We start from the raw sequence: 18623 nt of genomic DNA on the forward strand, positions 1-18623 counted from the left end.
CTCGTTTTTGGTGTGACGGCTTCCGGGTTCGGTGGTTGTGGTCGACATTGCAGGATCAGTCCAGTTGCCCAAGAATAAGAAACTCAAGAAGTGCCTTCTGGGCGTGAAGGCGGTTCTCCGCTTCATCCCACACCACGGAACCAGGATGCTCCAGCATGTTGACAGAAATTTCTTCACCGCGATGGGCTGGCAGGCAATGCATAAAAAGCGCGTTTTTGGCGGCGAGGGACATCAGCTGCTCGTTAACCTGATAGTTCGCGAAGGTGCTGGCCCTGGCGGCCTGTTCGTCTTCCTGGCCCATTGAAGCCCAGACATCGGTGACTAACAGGTGGGTGCCTTTTGCAGCTTCGGCGGGATCGTGAAACACGGATACCTGATTGCCGGCTTTTGCCAACATGGTCCGGTCTGGCTCGTAGCCTTCGGGGCAGGCGACGTTGAGGTGAAAACCAAACAGTTGGGCGGCATTGATATAGGAGTTGCACATGTTGTTGCCATCGCCTACCCAGGTCACTGTGGCGCCCCGGATGCTGCCGCGGTGTTCACGGTAGGTCTGCATGTCGGCCAATAACTGGCAGGGATGAAAATCATCGGTCAACGCGTTAATCACCGGTGCGCTCGCCACTGACGCAAACCGCCTCACCGTTTCGTGCTCAAACGTTCTGATCATCACCGCGTCCGCCATGCTCGATATCACCCTGGCGGAATCCTCAATGGGTTCTCCGCGTCCTAGCTGAGTATCACGGGAGGAGAGGAACAGGGCTGCTCCTCCCAGTTGAGTCATGCCTGCTTCAAAAGAGACTCGTGTACGAGTGGAGGATTTCTCGAAAATCATTGCCAGAACACGATTCTTCAGTGAATCCCGCACCCTGCCGTCGCGCCAGCTGCGCTTTAACTTGCTGGCGTGGTCCAGCAGCCGGTCGAGTTCATCGGTGGTCAGGTCATTCAATGTCAGGAAATGTCTAACTGGCATGTTTGTGCCCTTGTAAATGAAATATGGTCAGCAAAATAATCTACTGATGTAGCTGGCGGTCATCAATGTCTGGTAACGTCATTATCCAGCTCCACCACTCGTGGTCGATCGTCACCGGTATACAGTTTGATGACCCGGACCACCCGTTCGATCATGTAGTCGGCCTCATCGTCGGTGAGCGTGAGCGGGGGCAATAGGCGGATTGTGCACTCGGCTGTAACATTGAGTAGCAGTCCCTGGGTTTTTGCCAGCGGGACCAGTTCGGGACACGACGACGTCAGCTCAATGCCGATTATCAGGCCGAGGCCGCGAATGTCACTGATATAGTCGGCATCATCAAACTCGCGGTGCAGGGTTTCCAGCATACGACGGCCAAGCTGCCCGGCGCGTTCGAACAACCGGTCATTTCTGAGGGTGTCCAATACGGCGAGAGCCGCTGCACAGGCGAGGGCATTGCCACCGAAGGTGGAGCCGTGATGGCCGGGCTTGAATGTTGTAGCCGCGTCGCCGTGGGCCAGACAGGCTCCAATCGGGAAGCCGTTGCCGAGGCCCTTGGCGGTGGTCACAATATCCGGCTTTACGCCAAAACCCTGATAGGCAAACAGGTGACCGCTTCGACCATTCCCGGTCTGCACTTCATCCAGTATCATCAGCCAGCCCTGCCGGTCACAAAGCGAACGGACATCCCTCATCCACTGATGGTCCGCGATGTTCACTCCACCTTCACCCTGCACCGGCTCAAGCATCACGGCTACAACGCTTTGGTTCATTCCAGCGATAGTTTCAAGTGCCTGGATGTCGTTAAAGGCGACTCTCGAAAAACCACTGACCAGTGGTTCAAAACCGGCCTGAACCTTGCGATTGCCGGTAGCTGACAGCGTTGCGAGGGTGCGACCGTGAAAAGAGCGCTCCATCACCACAATCACCGGAGATTCGATACCCCGATTATGGCCATACAACCTTGCGAGTTTTATGGCTGCTTCGTTTGCCTCGGCGCCGGAGTTCGCGAGAAACACCCCGTCCATACCTGACATCTCACACAGCGTCGTCGCAAACTTGTGTTGGACTTCGGTATGGAAGAGATTGGAGCAATGCAGGAGCTTCACAGACTGTTTACAAATGGCGTCGGTGACTGCCGGGTGTGCGTGCCCCAGCCCGGACACCCCAATGCCGCAAAAGGTATCGAAGTACCTGTGGCCATCGGTGTCATACAGCCACGGCCCTTGGCCATGATCAAAAATGATGGGTAGACGTCCGTATGTATTTAACAGCGGTTTATCCGCCATGATGCATCCCCGTGGTACCAATGGTTCAGAAAATCCTCCGGATGGGTACCCGGATGAATTTAAAAGCAACTGCCCACATAGGTCGGGTTCCGGAAACGACAGAACACCGGAATGCGGGATGCCGCACCGGCGGGAGTACGTTACGAGAGCTGCCTGGAAGCCTGTTATCAGGCAATATTCAAGTCTAGCGGTTAACCCCTATGATAACAATGGTGGCTAAAGTCGTGACTGTCTGGTCGATCAATGGGTTTGGTGCGTATTTGAACGGACGTGTACAATAGGGTCAATCCGCTACAAATTTCGGTATGACACTGTTTCTGAAGAGGCGAGTTTTATGGATATTAACGAAACAATTAAAAGTCAATTGGCTGATAACCCGGTCATTCTTTATATGAAAGGTTCACCCCAAGCTCCCCAGTGTGGCTTCTCAGCGAAAACCGTTCAGGCGCTGATGGCTTGTGGAGAGCGTTTCGCTTTTGTGAACATTCTGGATAATCAGGAGTTGCGCGAAGGACTGAAAGCGTATTCGAGCTGGCCCACCTACCCGCAGCTGTACGTGGGTGGTGAGCTGGTAGGCGGCTGCGATATCATTCTGGAAATGTCAGAGAGTGGTGAGCTGGCCGAACTGGTCAAAGCCGCAGCGAATAAAACTGAAGCCTGACACGCTCCGCTGTGTCTTGTATCCGCTCCGGTGAGATCGTCAGTTCGACCCGGAAGCGGAGAATCCGGGCCGTCTCTGTAGCATTCTGAGCCGGAGCTTCGGGTTGAACGGCAAATGCCGCAACGCGGGTCCGGGCGGCCTTAACCTGCGTTACGGCGCAAACTGCCCATGACCGCATCCAGCGCGCGGTCAACAAGGGCTCCTTGCTCAAGTGTTGTCAAACGACCCCTGCGCATCTCATGAGCCAGCTCTATGCGGGTCTTCTCAATCACTTTCAGGCCCATCCGGTTCACAAAGACAAAGCAGTCAGCTTCCTCGATAATCGCTGAGAGTTTGCAGCGGAACCTGGTTCCATTAACGAGGTTGAACTCTACCCAGCTGCCCACATCAATGGCATCCACCTGGGTAACATAATCGGCAACCGCAGTGTCTTCCAGTTCTTGCTGGCGCTCAATTGCGGTTTGCTGGACCTCTGGCATCTCTGTTTCGAGCTCCGTCTCTGTCGGAGTATCCCGGGCTTCGGCAAGGGCATGAGTCCGGAAGGCCTCAGTCAGCTCATGCTTGAGCTCCCCCATCATTTCATCGAGCCTGGTCGAGTTGTAGGAGACCTCCTCCAGCCCCGCTCGCAAAGACTTGAGCAAGCCAGGAACGACTCGCACCCACTGATCACGTTCATCATCTTCCAGGTGAGGATGCAGGCACCAGATCAGGTCATCGACAACTCTGACCGACTCGTTCCAGCGATGTTCGACATCATTTCTGAGGTAGGCCAGAAACATGACGCGGCTCCACCCCTGCAGAAGGATCTCGCGGATAGAATCCGGTACCCGTTGTTTTGCCAGTTTTTCTTGCAGTAACTGATCGACAGTTTCCTGCGCTTGCTGGGATTTGATACGACCCCGTTCAGATTCACGGGTACGTTGTTCAACCAATGATGATTTACGATTCTCCCGAGACAGGAATTGATCGAATTCTTCACTGAGCTTGTCGAAAAGTTCGATGTCGCCATCAAACTCGTTCAGGATTCGGAGCACAATTGTGTGGATTTGCTCGTAAAGCTTGTCCCGGGTTTTCTCGTCGCTTGCACTCCAGCCAATGCCTGCCCGCGCGAGGGCATTCAATAACTTGCGAGCCGGATGGTTAGCCTTGCTGAAAAAGGTTTTGTCTCTGATGACGACTTTGAGGATCGGAATTTGTAGCCGACTGATCAATACCTGGATGGGAGCCGACAGGTTGTAGTCATCGAGAATGAATTCGAACAGCATGGAAACCAGGTTGATCAGGTCTTCGTCCATCTCGTTCAGTGCTGGCTTCTTGCCATCTGACGAGGAGGTATTCCGCAACAGGTGCTGGACCACTGAACGCAGATCGACCACCAGTGGCTCTCCGGCACTCAGGTTTCCGGTGGAATAATTAGCGGGCTCCTGAGGCAGGGAAGTCAACAGCTGAAGCAGTTCGGTGTCGCCAACTACATGCAGGCCGGGGTCAGCAGAGCGGGGTGGGTGCCCGCTTCGTTGTTGTGCAAGCAGTTGTTTGATCTGTTCAAACAAAGCCTCGTCGCCTGGTGAGCCGCTTTGCGACTGACTGTTATAGTCAGCGTTGTTTTCCCGGGTTTGAGCCGGATCGCCACGGCCTTTTTGCCTGGCCTGCTCCCCCGTTTTACCGTGGTAGCGGAAGTTAGGAATCACGCCAGCCTGGATAAGGATCCGGTTGGCTTCATCCAGCAACATGCCCAGATTGGAGACCACATAACGGTCAAACTGCTTGAGGACGATCAAGCGTTCACGAATCTGGATTTCGAGAGCCTGGGCGGCTTCCGCAAATGCTCCGCACAAGTGTTCCGGAGCAATCGGATTAACGGAGTCTTCTTCGGTAGCGTCGGGATAGATCACGCTGAACCGGGTTTGCAGTTGAATAAGCGGTCCCTGAAAATAAGCACGGGATTTTGCCACCATGGCATTCAATGCAACCTGTTCTTCCAGATCATCATTGTGGACCAGTGACAGGCTGTCTGCAGTCTGCTGGCTGTTTCGGTCTGGCGGAGGCACGGCCGCACTGCTTCTGGGGGGATGGCTGAAAAGGTGGGCCACCGCGGTCTGGAAATGCTTTTCCACACCCTTGCGCTTGATGCGAATCTCTCGCATAGCTTCAAAATAGCGGTTTTGCTCATTGTTGCTGCGAGCATTATTGGCGAGCTCAAACAGCGAATCATCCACAGCGTCAAAAGCGCCCTGGAGCAGATCCCCAAGTCCGGCCACAACGGTATCGCGGATGCGGGCAACTTCCTGTGGTAGGGCCACAGCCGCCCCCGCCCCCGAATCTTTGTGCTCGTGGAGATAATGTATGCCGGACTGCTTATTCATGGCCGACTCCTATTGCGCCTCAACCGGATACATGACCGAGCTTAACTGCTTAAATTCTTATTATTTGTGTAATCAACCGCAATTCTAGCACGGGTAATATGAACAAGCGCTAACGATTCTCCCCCATGCTATCCATTTCGAAAAACGCATAGCAGCCAAGGAGCCTCGTTTTTCAGGCTATGTGGACCGAGGCGGCTGATATCCGGCCTCGGCTGGTGGCCTCTGCCTTCCGCCTTGTGGCAGATTAGCTGGTGTAAACCGGGCCGACACCCATGCTCCAGACCACGACACTGATGGCCATCAGCGCGACAAACATGACGAGGCCGACAGTCAGTACCGAGGAGGCGAACATGAAACCCCGGTCCTCAGGGATTTTCATTAAAATGGGAAGTCCCTCATAGAGCAGGTAAACCGAATAAGCTACCGCAACCAGACCCACCAGCATATTGACCCAGATGTTCGGGTAGGCCGCGATAACCCCCATCAGAAGAACCGGGGTCACGGTATAGGCTGCAAGAATGACCCCCCTCGGTTTATCGCTTTTCACATCATAGGTGGCGGCAAAAAAATCAATAAATCGTCCGATAATATAGATGCCTGCGAGCATCGAAGCATAAAACAGTGCACACAGTTGCAGAGCACTGCCTGACGTCAGGCGAATGATCTGACCATCACCGATTTGCCAGCCAACCTGAGTAGTGCCATAAAAGGCCGCCACTGCCGGTATCAATGCCAATAAAAGAATATGCCCGAGATAAAGCTTGCCGACCGATTCGGAGTCATTGCGGATTGCTTCCCACTCCCTGTCCGGGTGCGTTAACAAACCGACCGTGTGGCTTAGACTCATTTAGTAAACTCCTGTTGTTGTTATGATCTTCTTTGATGCAGTGTTGATTTTAACGGCGGGCAGGTCAAGCAGGGGATTAAATCTTGATACTTCTAAGACGCCCTTGCTTATGTCAAAAAGGTATATCAGGTGGGTTTATCAGGTTCGATTAACGCGTTTCTTGCGCTTCCCCGGTGGGTGAACAATCGCGGCTTTAACCACGTTGTCCTTGATCTGTAGCACCTCGATACGATGACCTTTAAGTTTCATGCAGACGTTGGTTTCAGGGATTGTTTCCAGGTGCTCGGTAATCAGTCCATTCAGGGTCTTCGGTCCATCGGTGGGTAACTTCCAGTCCAGGATCTTGTTGATCGTGCGTATTGCCGCTGCGCCATCAATAATAAAAGTACCGTCGTCCTGGGGAATGACATCGGGGCTGGTCGCCGCGTAATCCGTAGTGAACTCTCCGACAATCTCTTCGAGGATATCCTCAAGCGTTGCAATGCCCAGGACGTCGCCGTATTCATCGACGACGATCCCGATTCGCCGCTTGGCTTTCTGAAAATTGATCAACTGGGTGTTTAGCGGTGTGCTCTCCGGGATGAAATACGGTTCCCGGCAAAGCTGCAGAATCATGGCCTTGTTGATATCTTCCTGAAGCAGCAATTTTGACAGGTTCCTGAGATGCAGCATGCCCTGGATATTATTAATGTCATTTTTGAACACCGGGAGTCGAGTGTGCTGGCAACTGCGCATCTGGCGTAATATGGCGTCTATATCATCTTCCAGATCAATGCCAACGACTTCGTTCCGCGGCACCATAATGTCATTGACCGTCACTTTCTCAAGATCCAGTATGCTGACCAGCATGTCCTTGTGCTTGCTCGGAATCAGTGCGCCGGCTTCATTTACCAGTGTTCGCAGTTCCTCCCGGCTCAGATGATCGCTGGCCGCGTCATCGGCCGAAATGCGGAGTATTTTCAGGATAAGACCGGTAAACAGATTCACCAGCCAGACCATCGGGTAAAGAATTTTCAGCAGCGGGCCAAGTATGTGACTGGCCGGGAACGCAATCTTTTCCGGGAAAAGGGCCGCCAGGGTTTTGGGGGTTACCTCGGCGAAAATCAGGATGACGACGGTCAGCAGAATGGTTGCGATCGCTATGCCTGCATCGCCCCAAATGCGAATGGCAATGACCGTGGCGATGGACGAGGCCAGGATATTGACGAAGTTGTTTCCGATCAGAATGACGCCAATCAGCTGATCCGTTCGCTTGAGCAGCTTGTTCGCCCTGAGGGCACCTTTGTGACCATTCTTGGCCAGGTGCTTCATCCGGTAACGGTTCAGGGACATCATTCCGGTTTCGGAGCTGGAGAAGAATGCAGAGAGAATGATAAGCCCTGTCAAAATGGAAAACAGCGCTGTCAGCGATGCCTCGTTCAAGAAGAGTGATCCTTATGTTGCGAACAAGTAGCGAAAGTAGGGGTGTCAGGCAGGGGTGTCAAGAGTTAGCTGAAGTGCTTTAACCGCCGCGCTGGAAAATAAGCTCAAGAACCAGCTTGCTACCATAAAAGCCGATCATCAATAGCATGCAGCCCGCCAGGGTCCAGCGGCTCGCGGTGATGCCGCGCCACCCTCGGGTATAACGACCAATCAACAGCCCCACGAACACGACCAGCGATATCAGTGAAAACAGGGTCTTGTGAGCAAGGTCCTGGGCAAAGAGGTCATCGACAAAAATGGCGCCGGTAATGATCGCCAGAACAAGCATGATAACGCCAGCCCAGACCAGTTCGAACAGCAGAGACTCCATGGTCTGCAGCGGGGGCAGGTTTCTGACCAGCTGGCTGTTGTAATTCTGCTTCAGCTGCCGGTTCTGAAAATACAGTAAAAGTGCCTGGGCTGCTGCCAGGCTGAACAGGCTGTAGGCGGTAACGGATAGGGCAATGTGAGAGAGCATGCCCCAGTTGTCCTGTGCTACGAACCGCGGTGGGGAGTGAAAAATCAGAATAAAAATGACGGTCATCCCGGCGAGGGGGTAAGCGCACAGAAAGAGGCTTTGCACGGGTTTGCGAAGGTTCAGGATCAGGAGCAGGGCGACAATCAGCCACGAAATCAGAACAGAACTTTGAAAAATTCCGAGATTAAAGGCACCCTGCGAGCGCACGGTCTCCCAGATCAAAACCCCATGGCTGATTAATGCCAGGGTGCCGATCAGTGTGACAATTGCGACGCTGGTGTTGACCAGGCCCCTGAAGCTAAGAGCCTGCAGAGCGGTTCCAATGCTGTAAAGAAAAAGTGTGGTTACCGCGAGAATCAGGGTTCCCATGACATCCTTTGCGTCGAGCTTCCGGTTTCGGAGTCAGGAATCCTTGGTGAATTCCTGTAGTGTGGTGGGCACTGAATTGATCGTGCCGGTCGTTTCAGGGCAATAGTCTGGGTATAATGTCTCTATTGTGCAACTGGAATCAACCGGTTCCTCGCTCACACGCCAACTATTCAGGGGCACGGAATAACGCCATGTTTGAAAACCTGACTGATCGACTGTCTGGCAGCCTGCGAAAGATTTCTGGCCAGGCCAGGCTGACCGACGACAATATTAAAGAAACCCTGCGGGAAGTTCGCATGGCCCTGCTTGAGGCCGATGTTGCACTTCCTGTGGTTAAAGCTTTCATAGAAAGTGTCCGTGAGCGCGCCATCGGCCAGGAGGTCATGCGCAGCCTGACACCGGGTCAGGTTTTTGTACGGGTCGTTCAGGAAGAGCTTGAGCGAGTGATGGGTTCGGGTAACGAAACCCTGAATCTGGCAACGCGGCCCCCCGCTGTCATTATGATGGCGGGCCTGCAAGGCGCAGGTAAAACCACCACGGTGGCCAAGTTGGCGCGTCTGTTGAAAGACCGCCATAAAAAATCGGTTCTGGTGGTCAGTGCGGATATTTATCGCCCGGCGGCCATCAAACAACTCGAAACCCTTGCGGCCGAGGTGGGCGTTGCTTTTCATCCGAGTTCGGCAGATCAGGACCCGGTTGCGATTGCCGAAGGCGCCATCGATGCCGCTCGCAAAAAACATATTGACGTCGTTATCCTGGATACTGCCGGTCGATTACATGTCGATGAACAGATGATGGGTGAAATCGGTCGCCTGCATAAGGCGGTTAACCCGGCAGAGACCCTGTTTGTTGTCGATGCAATGACCGGTCAGGATGCTGCCAATACGGCCAAGGCATTTAACGATGCTTTGCCGTTGACCGGTGTGGTGCTGACCAAGACCGATGGCGATGCTCGTGGTGGCGCCGCGCTTTCAGTCCGCCACATTACCGGCAAGCCCATCAAGTTTTTGGGTGTCGGTGAAAAGGTCGACGCGCTGGAGCCCTTTCATCCTGATCGTGTGGCATCCCGCATACTGGGCATGGGTGATGTGCTTTCTCTTATTGAGGAAGCCGAGCGTAAGATAGACAAGCAAAAGGCTGACAAGCTCACCAAGAAGATCAAGAAAGGCAAAAGTTTCGATCTTGAAGACTTTCGGGACCAGCTTCAGCAAATGAAAAGCATGGGCGGTGTTGGCGGTTTGCTGGACAAGTTGCCGGGTATGGGGCAGATGGCCCAGGCCGCTCAGCAGCAGGTCAACGACAAGAGTATGGGGCAGTTGGAGGCGATCATTTGCTCCATGACACCCAAAGAACGTCGTTACCCTGACGTTATCAATAATTCCCGCAAGCGTCGCATAGCCACAGGGTCTGGCACACAGATACAGGACGTCAACCGCCTGTTGAAGCAGCACAAGCAGATGCAGAAGATGATGAAAAAGTTCAGTAAAAAAGGCGGTATGGCCAACATGATGCGCGGCATGCAGGGTATGATGCCGCCAGGTGGTGGCGGTGGCGGGATGCCTCCTTTTGGTCGTTAGTAGAATTCAGGAGGGTTTGCCTGTTTTCTTCGCCGGGGATTTAGCATAGAATAGCGCCCCTTTCGAGTATGGGTCTCCGCGTTAGCCTTTGGCTAGCCTGCGTGAGTCGTACAAAGTTCGTACAACAGAACAGGATATTGGTCGAAATGGTAACAATCCGTTTGGCTCGTGGTGGCTCTAAAAAGCGCCCGTTCTACCATCTGACAGTAACTGACAGCCGCAAGTCCCGAGACGGCCGCTTCATTGAGCGTGTTGGTTTTTTCAACCCGATAGCCCGTGGACAGGAAGAGCGTCTGCGCGTTGATCGTGAGCGAGTTGAGTTCTGGGTAGGCCAGGGCGCACAAACCAGTGAGCGTGTAGCACAGTTGCTGAAAGGCACTGCTGCGTAATCAAGTTGATGAGCACTGGGGTGGAAGGCATGGCACAGCGTCCACAGGAAACTGTGATTGGCCGGATAACCGCGGTGTTCGGGATCAAGGGGTGGCTCAAGGTCTACTCCTATACAGATCCGCTGGACGGTATTCTTGATTACCGGAACTGGACGGCTGTTTTCGAAGGCAAGCGGATCCCGCTTGAACTCGAAGAGGGGCGTCGGCATGGGCCGGGAATCGTCGTAAAGCTCAAGGGCATCGACGACAGGAATAAGGCAGCAACCTACTGTGGCTTCGATATAGTCGTGCCCCAGAGTGAATTGCCTGACTTGCCGGAAGGTGAGTACTACTGGTATCAGCTCGAAGGTTTGCGTGTAGAGACGATCTCGGGAGAAGTTCTCGGCGTCGTCGATCACATGATCGAGACAGGTGCCAACGATGTGCTGGTGGTGAAATCATCACCTGAGTCCATTGATCAGAAAGAACGCTTGATTCCTTACCTGCCAGAGCAGGTCGTCAAGAGTATTGATCTGACCTCGGGGCTGATCGTTGTGGACTGGGATGTGGAGTTTTAACGGGTGTGGATTGGCGCAGTCAGTCTGTTCCCGGAAATGTTCAATGCGGTGACTGAATACGGTGTGACCGGCAGGGCGGCTCGGGAAGGTTTATTGACTTTTTCGAGTTGGAATCCTCGGGATTTTACCCTTGACCGACATCGAACCGTGGATGACCGGCCTTATGGTGGTGGCCCTGGGATGCTGATGAAAATTCAGCCTCTACGGGATGCCATTCAGGCAGCCAGAGCGGCATCGCCCGGCCAGGCCTGCGTGGTGTATCTGTCGCCGCAAGGCGAAACGCTGACTCAATCGGTTGTGGAGTCGCTGGCAGCGGAGCAGAGGCTGATTCTGGTTGCCGGTCGCTATGAGGGTGTGGACGAGCGCCTGATTGCAGCTGAAGTAGATCGAGAAGTGTCGTTGGGAGATTTTGTGCTCTCTGGCGGCGAAGTGGCAGCGATGGCTGTCATCGATGCGGTTACCCGCCTCATCCCCGGAGCGCTGGGTCATGCGCAGTCGGCAGAGCAGGATTCGTTTGCCGATGGTTTACTGGATTGTCCGCATTACACTCGGCCTGAGATTTATCAAGGTGAGGCAGTGCCGGATGTTTTGTTAGGCGGTCACCATGATCAGATCCGGCGTTGGCGGCTCAAGCAGTCGCTGAGGCGAACCCGGGAGCGACGCCCCGACCTGTTGGAAAAACGGGTGTTTACGGATGAAGAGCGTGAGCTGCTGGAAGAACTTTTAAATGAACCGGGTGCCTCTGAAACTTCAGGGCATTAAAAGATTGAGTATCAGGAGCATACGATGAGCGGTAAGAACAACATCATCAGTCAGATTGAAAGCGAGCAGATGACCAAGGAAATCCCGGTGTTTGCGCCAGGTGACACCGTGGTTGTTCAGGTTCGCGTTACAGAGGGCAACCGTGAGCGTTTGCAGGCGTTCGAAGGCGTTGTGATCGGTAAGCGCAACCGCGGCATGAATTCTTCCTTCACCGTTCGTAAGATTTCTTACGGTGTCGGCGTTGAGCGTACGTTCCAGACGTTCAGCAAGCTGATTGACAGCCTGGCGGTCAAGCGTCGTGGCGAAGTTCGTCAGGCGAAGCTGTACTACCTCCGTGATCTGTCTGGTAAGGCAGCGCGCATCAAAGAAAAGCTGGGCTGATTGTCCGCCTCCGGGCGACGACAGTCACTCAGGTTTTTCAGAGTGCGTAAGAGAGTGCGGAAGAAAAGGCAGCCCATTGGCTGCCTTTTCTGTTTGTGGCAACGACGGTTCCCGCGATGAAAGCCAAGGGTCTTGATCCTGATGACGAGCACTTGATCGGACGTTTTGTCGATGCGCTCTGGCTGGAGGATGGCTTGGGTGAAAAGACCCGGTCCGCTTACCGGAGTGATTTGACCCAACTGGCTCGGTGGGTGTCTGAACGCTTGGGCAATGGCGGGCTCGTCAAAGTCAGCCGGATGGATTTACTGGACTGGATCGCCCGAGGTCTGGCTGAAGGGCGCAAAACCTCGACTGCTGCCCGGCGACTGTCCGGCATCCGGCGTTTTTATCGGTATCTGTTAAGAGAAGGGGTTATCCGTGAGGATCCGACTCTTCGTATTGATAGCCCTCGCCTGGCCAGGCGTTTGCCAGACAGTCTCTCTGAAGAGGATGTCAATAACCTGCTTCAGGAGCCGGATACTGGCATTCCGCTTGAGCTGAGAGACCGGGCGATGCTGGAAATTCTCTATGGTTGCGGCCTCCGGGTTTCCGAGTTGGTTGGGCTCAGAGTGGATCAGGTCAACCTGCGACAAGGGGTGGTCCGGATTATCGGCAAAGGCAATAAGGAGCGGTTGGTACCCCTTGGCGAGGAGGCTGTTGACTGGCTGTTGCAGTACATGCGGTCTGCGCGCAACGAACTTTTAAAGGGCAAGCCGTCCGACGCGCTATTTCCCGGCAATCGCGCTCAGTCCATGGCGCGGCAAACGTTCTGGCATCGCATCAACCATTACACTCGGCGAGCCGGTATAACCAAGCATCTGTCACCGCATACCCTGCGCCATGCCTTCGCAACTCACCTGTTGAATCACGGCGCAGATTTGCGTGTGGTGCAGATGCTGCTGGGTCATTCGGATCTGTCGACTACCCAGATTTACACTCATGTCGCTCGCCAGCGTCTACAGGCGTTACATCAATCCCATCATCCGAGGGGTTAACCACAGTTCGGCGATAGCAAATGCATCAGCAGGGGCAGAGGGGAATTGGTACACTGAACTTTTGCCGTCGATAGGGGTCGGAAAGTCTCTTCGGGCTGCATTGTCAGGGTATTGGCCAGCCTGTTGTGATCATTACTGTCAACAAACTATAGGATACGGTATGAGCAATTTAATAAAGCGCCCCGGCGCATGGCTGTCATTACTGGCCGCAATGATGTTGGGTTTGTCCGGCACGGTTGCGCTGGCTGATGAGAATGCAAAAACGATTTCTGACCGCTTGACGAAGAATATTCCCGGGCTTTCCATTGCCAGTGTTCGTGAGTCGGATGCCCCCGGCTTGTATGAAGTTGAAACCAGTACTGGCGAAACAGTCTACGCCACCGAAAACGGAAAGTTCCTTTTGACGGGGGATCTGCTCCAGGTGACCGACTCGGGGATTGCCAACGTCACGGAATCCCGTCGTGCGACGCGACGCGCGGATATGTTGGCAGAGTTTGGTAACAGCGGTGCGATCAGCTTTCCGGCAGAGGGTGAAGAGAAAGCGGTAGTGGCGGTCTTTACCGATATCGACTGCCCCTATTGCCGCAAGCTTCATGACGAAATGCCCAGGCTCAACAAGCTGGGTATTACTGTCGAGTACTATGGATTTCCCCGTTCAGGGCCGGGCACGCCATCCTTCAGGAAATACGAGTCGGTCTGGTGCTCCGACGAGCAGGCCGAAGCGATGACTGCGGCCAAGCAAGGCCGCCAGGTTGTGGCAAAGACCTGCGAAAATCCGGTCAGGGCACAGTTTGAGCTCGGCGGTCGAATTGGTGTCACGGGTACCCCCGCCATCGTGCTCGAAGATGGCAGCATGGTACGGGGCTACGTGCCAGCTGAAAAACTTGCCGAGAGTTTAGGGCTGCTTTAAGGGCTAAGCGGTTTTATGAAGCCCGCGAAACGTTATACTATGCCAGCGCTTGGTCATTCATAAGAAAAGAGGTGTCAGTTTGAAAGAAGTCAGGGTCGGAATCTGCGGATTGGGAACAGTGGGTGGCGGTACGTTCAGTGTACTGACTCGTAATGCCAGCCTGATTGCCGGGCGTGCCGGATGTCACATCCGCATAGCTCGCGTGGCAACCCGAACACCCCGAAAGGACATTGATCTCGGTGACATTCCGTTCAGCACCGATGTCTTCGATGTCGTAAATGACCCTGACATCGACATAGTGGTTGAGCTGATTGGCGGCTATGAAACCGCCAAGAGGTTGGTTCTTGCCGCGATCAGGAACGGCAAGCACGTGGTGACTGCCAACAAGGCGTTGATTGCAGTTCACGGCAATGAGATCTTTGAAGCGGCGGAAGAAAAAGGGGTCATTGTTGCTTTTGAAGCCGGTGTGGCAGGCGGGATTCCTGTCATCAAGGCCATCCGCGAGGGTATGGCGGCTAACCGGATTGACTGGATTGCAGGCATCATCAACGGCACCGGAAACTATATTCTGACCGAAATGCGTGCCGGCCGTGAATTTGCCGAAGTATTGAAAGAGGCCCAGGACCTTGGTTACGCCGAAGCTGACCCGACCTTTGATGTCGAAGGTATCGATGCAGCGCACAAGCTGACGATCCTGGCGTCTACCGGTTTTGGTGTGCCGCTCCAGTTTGAGCGGGCCTATACCGAAGGTATTTCAGAGATAACGCCTTACGACATCGCCCACGCCGAGTTGTTGGGGTACCGCATCAAGCATCTTGGTATCGCCCGGCGCCGCGAAAACGGCATCGAGTTGCGGGTCCACCCGACGTTGGTACCTCGCAGCCACCTTATTGCCCAGGTTGATGGTGTGCTCAACGCCATTCTCGTAGACGGTGATGCGGTCGGCCAGACCCTGTACTACGGCCCCGGCGCGGGCGCAGAAGCGACCGGGTCAGCTGTTATCGCAGACATTGTCGATGTCGCCCGCTCAGTGATTTATCAGAGTGGGCAGCGGGTACCCTACCTTGGCTTTGACCCCTCCGCGATGGACCTTCTCGAAGTGCTGCCGATGGAAGACATTCAATCCGCTTACTACCTGCGTATCCAGGCGCTTGACCGTCCGGGCGTGTTGGCCAATGTGGCGTCGATTCTGAGCGAGCATGGCATCAATATTGAGTCCATCATGCAGAAAGAGTCCGAGCTGAAAGACGGCAGAATCCCCGTGATTATTCTGACCCACACCGTTCAGGAACGTCAAATTAACCGGGCAATCGAAGACCTTGAAGCGCTGGCGGACATTGAAGGCCGAGTGGTTCGCATCCGTGCTGAAAACTTCAATTAACAGGTACACAACGTGAGATATATCAGTACACGCGGTGCTGCGCCAGCGCTGGGTTTTGAAGATGTGCTTCTGACCGGACTTGCCACTGACGGTGGGCTCTATGTGCCGGAGTCGCTGCCACACTTTACGCTGGAAGAAATTCGCAGCTGGCGGGGCTTGTCCTACAGCGAGCTGGCTTTCAACGTGATGTATCCGTTCGTGGAAGACGCCATTCCGGCGGCCGATTTCCGCGCCATGCTGGATGAAACCTACGATGTCTTTACCCACGGGGCGGTAGCCCCGCTGGTGCAGCTTGACAGTAACGAGTGGGTGCTTGAACTGTTTCGCGGGCCGACGCTGGCATTCAAGGATTTTGCCCTGCAGTTGCTGGGCCGCCTGCTGGATTACGTGCTTGAGCGGCGCAACCAGCACGTGGTGATCATGGGCGCAACGTCCGGTGATACCGGCTCCGCAGCCATCGAGGGTTGCCGGCGCTGTACCCATGTGGACATTTTTATTCTCCATCCCCATGAGCGGGTATCTGAAGTACAGCGTCGTCAGATGACTACGGTCAAAGGCGATAATATTCATAACATTGCCGTGCGAGGGAACTTTGACGATTGTCAGCGCATGGTTAAAGCGAGTTTTGGTGACCAGTCCTTCCTGGGTGGCAAGACCCAGCTGGCAGCAGTCAATTCGATCAACTGGGCACGGATCATGGCCCAGATTGTCTATTATTTCCATGCTTCGCTGGCCCTGGGCGGCCCGGACCGGAGTGTGTCGTTCTCCGTGCCCACCGGCAATTTTGGTGACATTTTCGCAGGCTATCTGGCCCGCCAGATGGGGCTGCCGATCAACCAGCTGGTGATCGCAACCAACCGTAATGACATCCTGCACCGCTTTATGAGTGGCAACCGCTACGAGCAGAAAACGCTGGAACACACGCTGTCGCCCAGCATGGACATCATGGTGTCCAGCAATTTCGAGCGCTTGTTGTTTGATCTTTACGGGCGTGACGGGGCAGCGGTGAAGGAACTGCTTGAGAATGCCCAGAAAGGCCCGGTCAGCATCGATGATTACCGGTGGAAGCACGTGCGCAAGTTGTTTGACAGTGCCGCTGTTGATGACAAGGCGACCAGCGATACGATCCGCGAGATCTATCAACAGAACGAGTATCTGCTTGACCCCCATACCGCCATTGGGGTCAAAGCGGCCCGGGAATGCCGGCGCGACAGAAGTGTGCCCATGGTCACGCTGGGTACGGCCCACCCGGCCAAGTTTCCGGACGCGGTCAAGCAGTCGGGCGTCGCGGTCAAACCACAACTGCCCGGGCACCTGTCGGATTTGTTCGAACGTGAAGAGGCTTTCACCGTGCTGGATGACGATATTGCTACCGTCCAGCAGTTCATCGCGGAGCATTGGAAACATGCCTGATCGTTTGATTGCAGGATGATGACGCCGAGAAAAATTCTCCGGCGAACCGTGCCTGATGTTTCTCCCGCCTGGGGTGAGCAGTTACCGCCCATCCTGCGGCGACTTTATGCCGCCCGAGGTGTCACCTCGGAAGAACAGCTCAGCTATACCCTCAAACACCTTGCATCACCCATGACCTTGCGCGGCATCGACCGGGCCGTCGAAATGCTGGCTGACGCCATCCGGCAGCAGCAACGGGTGCTGATTCTGGGCGATTTCGATGCGGACGGCGCCACCAGCACAGCGGTGGCCATGCTGGGGCTATCGATGCTGGGGTTGCAGACTATCGACTTTCGGGTTCCCAGCCGGTTTTCCGACGGCTACGGCCTGACGCCGGGCATTATTGAGAGATTGGAAAAAGAGGGTAGCCTGCCGGATCTGCTAATTACCGTAGACAACGGTATTGCAGCGGTAGACGGGGTCAGGGTAGCCAAGGCCCTGGGAATAAAGGTCGTGGTGACGGATCACCATTTGCCGGGTGACACCCTGCCGGATGCTGACGCCATCGTTAACCCTAATCAGGAAGGTTGCCCTTTTCTGAGCAAAAATGCCGCCGGTGTTGGTGTCATGTTTTATGTTCTGACGGCTTTGCGTCGCCATCTCCGGGAAACCGGGCAGATGTCGGAAGCGCAGCAACCCAACCTTGGCGTATTACTGGATCTTGTGGCTTTGGGCACGGTGGCTGACGTGGTGCCCCTGGATCATAACAACCGCATATTTGTCGAGCAGGGTTTGCGCCGAATCCGTCAGGGCCAGGCGCGCCCGGGTATACTTGCTTTACTGGAGGTTGCGGGTCGGGACCATCGGGCAATCAGCGCCACGGACCTGGGTTTTGTGGTTGGCCCCCGGCTGAATGCGGCGGGCCGCCTGGACGACATGAGTATAGGCATTGCCTGTCTGCTGGCTGACAGCGCTGATGAAGCCCGTCGCCTCGCCTCCGAGCTTGATAGCCTGAATCGTGAACGCCGTACTATCGAAACCGGCATGAAAGAACAGGCGCAGGAATTATTGGCTTCTCTGTCACTGGATATTGAAGGCTTGCCCTGGGGGTTGGCGCTGTACGATCCACAATGGCACCAGGGGGTAATCGGTATCCTGGCCGCCCGGATACGTGAACAGACCCATCGCCCGGTGATCGCGTTTGCGCCAGCAGACGATGGCATCGAGATCAAGGGCTCTGCGCGCTCAATCCCGGGGTTACACATCCGCGATGTGTTAGCGGTAGTAGATGCCCGCCACCCCGGTATGCTCAGGAAATACGGCGGCCACGCCATGGCGGCGGGGATGACCATGGCGTTGGCGGATCTGGACGCTTTTTCAACGGCTTTCGATGACGCTATCCGAAGTACTATTTCCGCAGAAGATCTTGATGCCGCGATTACCACCGATGGCCCGCTGTCGCCCGCGGAACTCACCCTCAATACCGCGGCCCTGCTCAAACGTGCCGGGCCCTGGGGTCAGCATTTTCCAGAACCGTTGTTTGACGGCGAATTTGAGGTTATCCGGCAACGGATTGTGGGCGAGAATCACCTCAAGCTGGTACTGAAACCTCTCGATGGTGGTGACATCATTGACGGGATTGCGTTCAACACCGGCGCCAGCGTACCTGACTTTACCCGGACCGGTGCTCGCGTGGTTTACAAGCCGGACTCCAACACATTCCGGGGGCGAACCAGCCTGCAATTACTGATTGATTACCTGGAGCCAGTCGAGGCTATTCAGCCAGGCTGATTTACCCCGCAATT

Annotated in this window: 17 protein-coding genes; 11 read left to right on the top strand and 6 right to left on the bottom strand. The window is 54.8% G+C overall.

The genetic code is table 11. The annotated features are described in order from the left end of the window. Positions 1-55: 55 nt before the first annotated feature. Both argF and F6Y09_RS06615 read right to left on the bottom strand, forming a co-directional pair. A complete protein-coding gene (gene argF, locus F6Y09_RS06610) occupies positions 56-970 on the bottom strand; it encodes an ornithine carbamoyltransferase (RefSeq protein ID WP_152206146.1) in 915 nt (304 codons plus the stop codon). A gap of 62 nt (positions 971-1032) precedes the next feature. After that, positions 1033-2256 carry an aspartate aminotransferase family protein gene (locus F6Y09_RS06615; protein ID WP_152206147.1) on the bottom strand — a complete coding sequence of 408 codons (1224 nt, stop codon included), beginning with the start codon at positions 2254-2256 and terminating at the stop codon, positions 1033-1035. 334 nt (positions 2257-2590) lie between these two features. On the opposite strand from F6Y09_RS06615, the gene grxD reads away from it, so the two are divergent. Continuing rightward, on the top strand, positions 2591-2917 hold the full coding sequence (gene grxD / locus F6Y09_RS06620) for a Grx4 family monothiol glutaredoxin (protein WP_152206148.1): 327 nt from the start codon (positions 2591-2593) through the stop codon (positions 2915-2917). Positions 2918-3057: 140 nt separating this feature from the next. Here the strand turns inward: grxD and F6Y09_RS06625 are convergent, their stop codons facing one another. From F6Y09_RS06625 to F6Y09_RS06640, 4 genes are all read right to left on the bottom strand, one after another. Further along, complete coding sequence (locus tag F6Y09_RS06625; protein WP_152206149.1) at positions 3058-5280, bottom strand: DUF1631 domain-containing protein; 2223 nt, start codon at positions 5278-5280, stop codon at positions 3058-3060. A 244-nt stretch (positions 5281-5524) separates the two neighbouring features. After that, positions 5525-6127: a Yip1 family protein gene (locus F6Y09_RS06630; RefSeq protein ID WP_152206150.1), complete on the bottom strand. Its 603-nt coding sequence runs from the start codon at positions 6125-6127 to the stop codon at positions 5525-5527. Between the two features lie 138 nt (positions 6128-6265). Further along, a complete protein-coding gene (locus F6Y09_RS06635) occupies positions 6266-7549 on the bottom strand; it encodes an HlyC/CorC family transporter (RefSeq protein ID WP_152206151.1) in 1284 nt (427 codons plus the stop codon). A gap of 79 nt (positions 7550-7628) precedes the next feature. After that, positions 7629-8435: a cytochrome C assembly family protein gene (locus F6Y09_RS06640; protein WP_152206152.1), complete on the bottom strand. Its 807-nt coding sequence runs from the start codon at positions 8433-8435 to the stop codon at positions 7629-7631. 191 nt (positions 8436-8626) lie between these two features. Here F6Y09_RS06640 and ffh point away from each other — a divergent pair, with 191 nt between their 5' ends. From ffh to recJ, 10 genes are all read left to right on the top strand, one after another. Beyond that, on the top strand, positions 8627-10012 hold the full coding sequence (gene ffh / locus F6Y09_RS06645; RefSeq protein WP_152206153.1) for a signal recognition particle protein: 1386 nt from the start codon (positions 8627-8629) through the stop codon (positions 10010-10012). A gap of 146 nt (positions 10013-10158) precedes the next feature. Then, a complete protein-coding gene (gene rpsP, locus F6Y09_RS06650; protein WP_152206154.1) occupies positions 10159-10401 on the top strand; it encodes a 30S ribosomal protein S16 in 243 nt (80 codons plus the stop codon). 29 nt (positions 10402-10430) lie between these two features. Beyond that, positions 10431-10958, top strand: coding sequence for a ribosome maturation factor RimM (rimM, locus tag F6Y09_RS06655; protein WP_152206155.1), 528 nt, complete (start codon positions 10431-10433; stop codon positions 10956-10958). 3 nt (positions 10959-10961) lie between these two features. After that, entirely contained in the window at positions 10962-11720 is a 759-nt protein-coding gene (trmD, locus tag F6Y09_RS06660; protein ID WP_152206156.1) for a tRNA (guanosine(37)-N1)-methyltransferase TrmD, read from the top strand. A gap of 24 nt (positions 11721-11744) precedes the next feature. Continuing rightward, positions 11745-12101, top strand: coding sequence for a 50S ribosomal protein L19 (gene rplS / locus F6Y09_RS06665; protein WP_152206157.1), 357 nt, complete (start codon positions 11745-11747; stop codon positions 12099-12101). A gap of 116 nt (positions 12102-12217) precedes the next feature. Next, positions 12218-13135, top strand: coding sequence for a site-specific tyrosine recombinase XerD (gene xerD / locus F6Y09_RS06670; RefSeq protein WP_152206158.1), 918 nt, complete (start codon positions 12218-12220; stop codon positions 13133-13135). A 160-nt stretch (positions 13136-13295) separates the two neighbouring features. Further along, positions 13296-14045: a DsbC family protein gene (locus tag F6Y09_RS06675; protein ID WP_343031075.1), complete on the top strand. Its 750-nt coding sequence runs from the start codon at positions 13296-13298 to the stop codon at positions 14043-14045. A 79-nt stretch (positions 14046-14124) separates the two neighbouring features. Then, positions 14125-15426, top strand: coding sequence for a homoserine dehydrogenase (locus tag F6Y09_RS06680; RefSeq protein WP_152206159.1), 1302 nt, complete (start codon positions 14125-14127; stop codon positions 15424-15426). 12 nt (positions 15427-15438) lie between these two features. Next, on the top strand, positions 15439-16839 hold the full coding sequence (thrC, locus tag F6Y09_RS06685) for a threonine synthase (protein ID WP_152206160.1): 1401 nt from the start codon (positions 15439-15441) through the stop codon (positions 16837-16839). 18 nt (positions 16840-16857) lie between these two features. Continuing rightward, positions 16858-18609 (top strand): single-stranded-DNA-specific exonuclease RecJ, encoded by a 1752-nt coding sequence (gene recJ, locus F6Y09_RS06690; RefSeq protein ID WP_152206519.1) that lies wholly within the window; start codon positions 16858-16860, stop codon positions 18607-18609. The last annotated feature ends 14 nt before the right edge of the window (positions 18610-18623 follow it).

This window comes from Marinobacter changyiensis, assembly GCF_009193265.1.
GTDB classification, from domain to species: Bacteria; Pseudomonadota; Gammaproteobacteria; order Pseudomonadales; family Oleiphilaceae; genus Marinobacter; species Marinobacter changyiensis.

Bases quoted from the DNA above. Each gene is read 5' to 3' on its own strand.
- argF (WP_152206146.1), bottom strand. From the start codon at position 970: ATGCCAGTTAGACATTTCCTGACATTGAATGACCTGACCACCGATGAA.
- F6Y09_RS06615 (WP_152206147.1), bottom strand. From the start codon at position 2,256: ATGGCGGATAAACCGCTGTTAAATACATACGGACGTCTACCCATCATT.
- grxD (WP_152206148.1), top strand. From the start codon at position 2,591: ATGGATATTAACGAAACAATTAAAAGTCAATTGGCTGATAACCCGGTC.
- F6Y09_RS06625 (WP_152206149.1), bottom strand. From the start codon at position 5,280: ATGAATAAGCAGTCCGGCATACATTATCTCCACGAGCACAAAGATTCG.
- F6Y09_RS06630 (WP_152206150.1), bottom strand. From the start codon at position 6,127: ATGAGTCTAAGCCACACGGTCGGTTTGTTAACGCACCCGGACAGGGAG.
- F6Y09_RS06640 (WP_152206152.1), bottom strand. From the start codon at position 8,435: ATGGGAACCCTGATTCTCGCGGTAACCACACTTTTTCTTTACAGCATT.
- ffh (WP_152206153.1), top strand. From the start codon at position 8,627: ATGTTTGAAAACCTGACTGATCGACTGTCTGGCAGCCTGCGAAAGATT.
- rpsP (WP_152206154.1), top strand. From the start codon at position 10,159: ATGGTAACAATCCGTTTGGCTCGTGGTGGCTCTAAAAAGCGCCCGTTC.
- rimM (WP_152206155.1), top strand. From the start codon at position 10,431: ATGGCACAGCGTCCACAGGAAACTGTGATTGGCCGGATAACCGCGGTG.
- rplS (WP_152206157.1), top strand. From the start codon at position 11,745: ATGAGCGGTAAGAACAACATCATCAGTCAGATTGAAAGCGAGCAGATG.
- xerD (WP_152206158.1), top strand. From the start codon at position 12,218: ATGAAAGCCAAGGGTCTTGATCCTGATGACGAGCACTTGATCGGACGT.
- F6Y09_RS06675 (WP_343031075.1), top strand. From the start codon at position 13,296: ATGAGCAATTTAATAAAGCGCCCCGGCGCATGGCTGTCATTACTGGCC.
- recJ (WP_152206519.1), top strand. From the start codon at position 16,858: ATGACGCCGAGAAAAATTCTCCGGCGAACCGTGCCTGATGTTTCTCCC.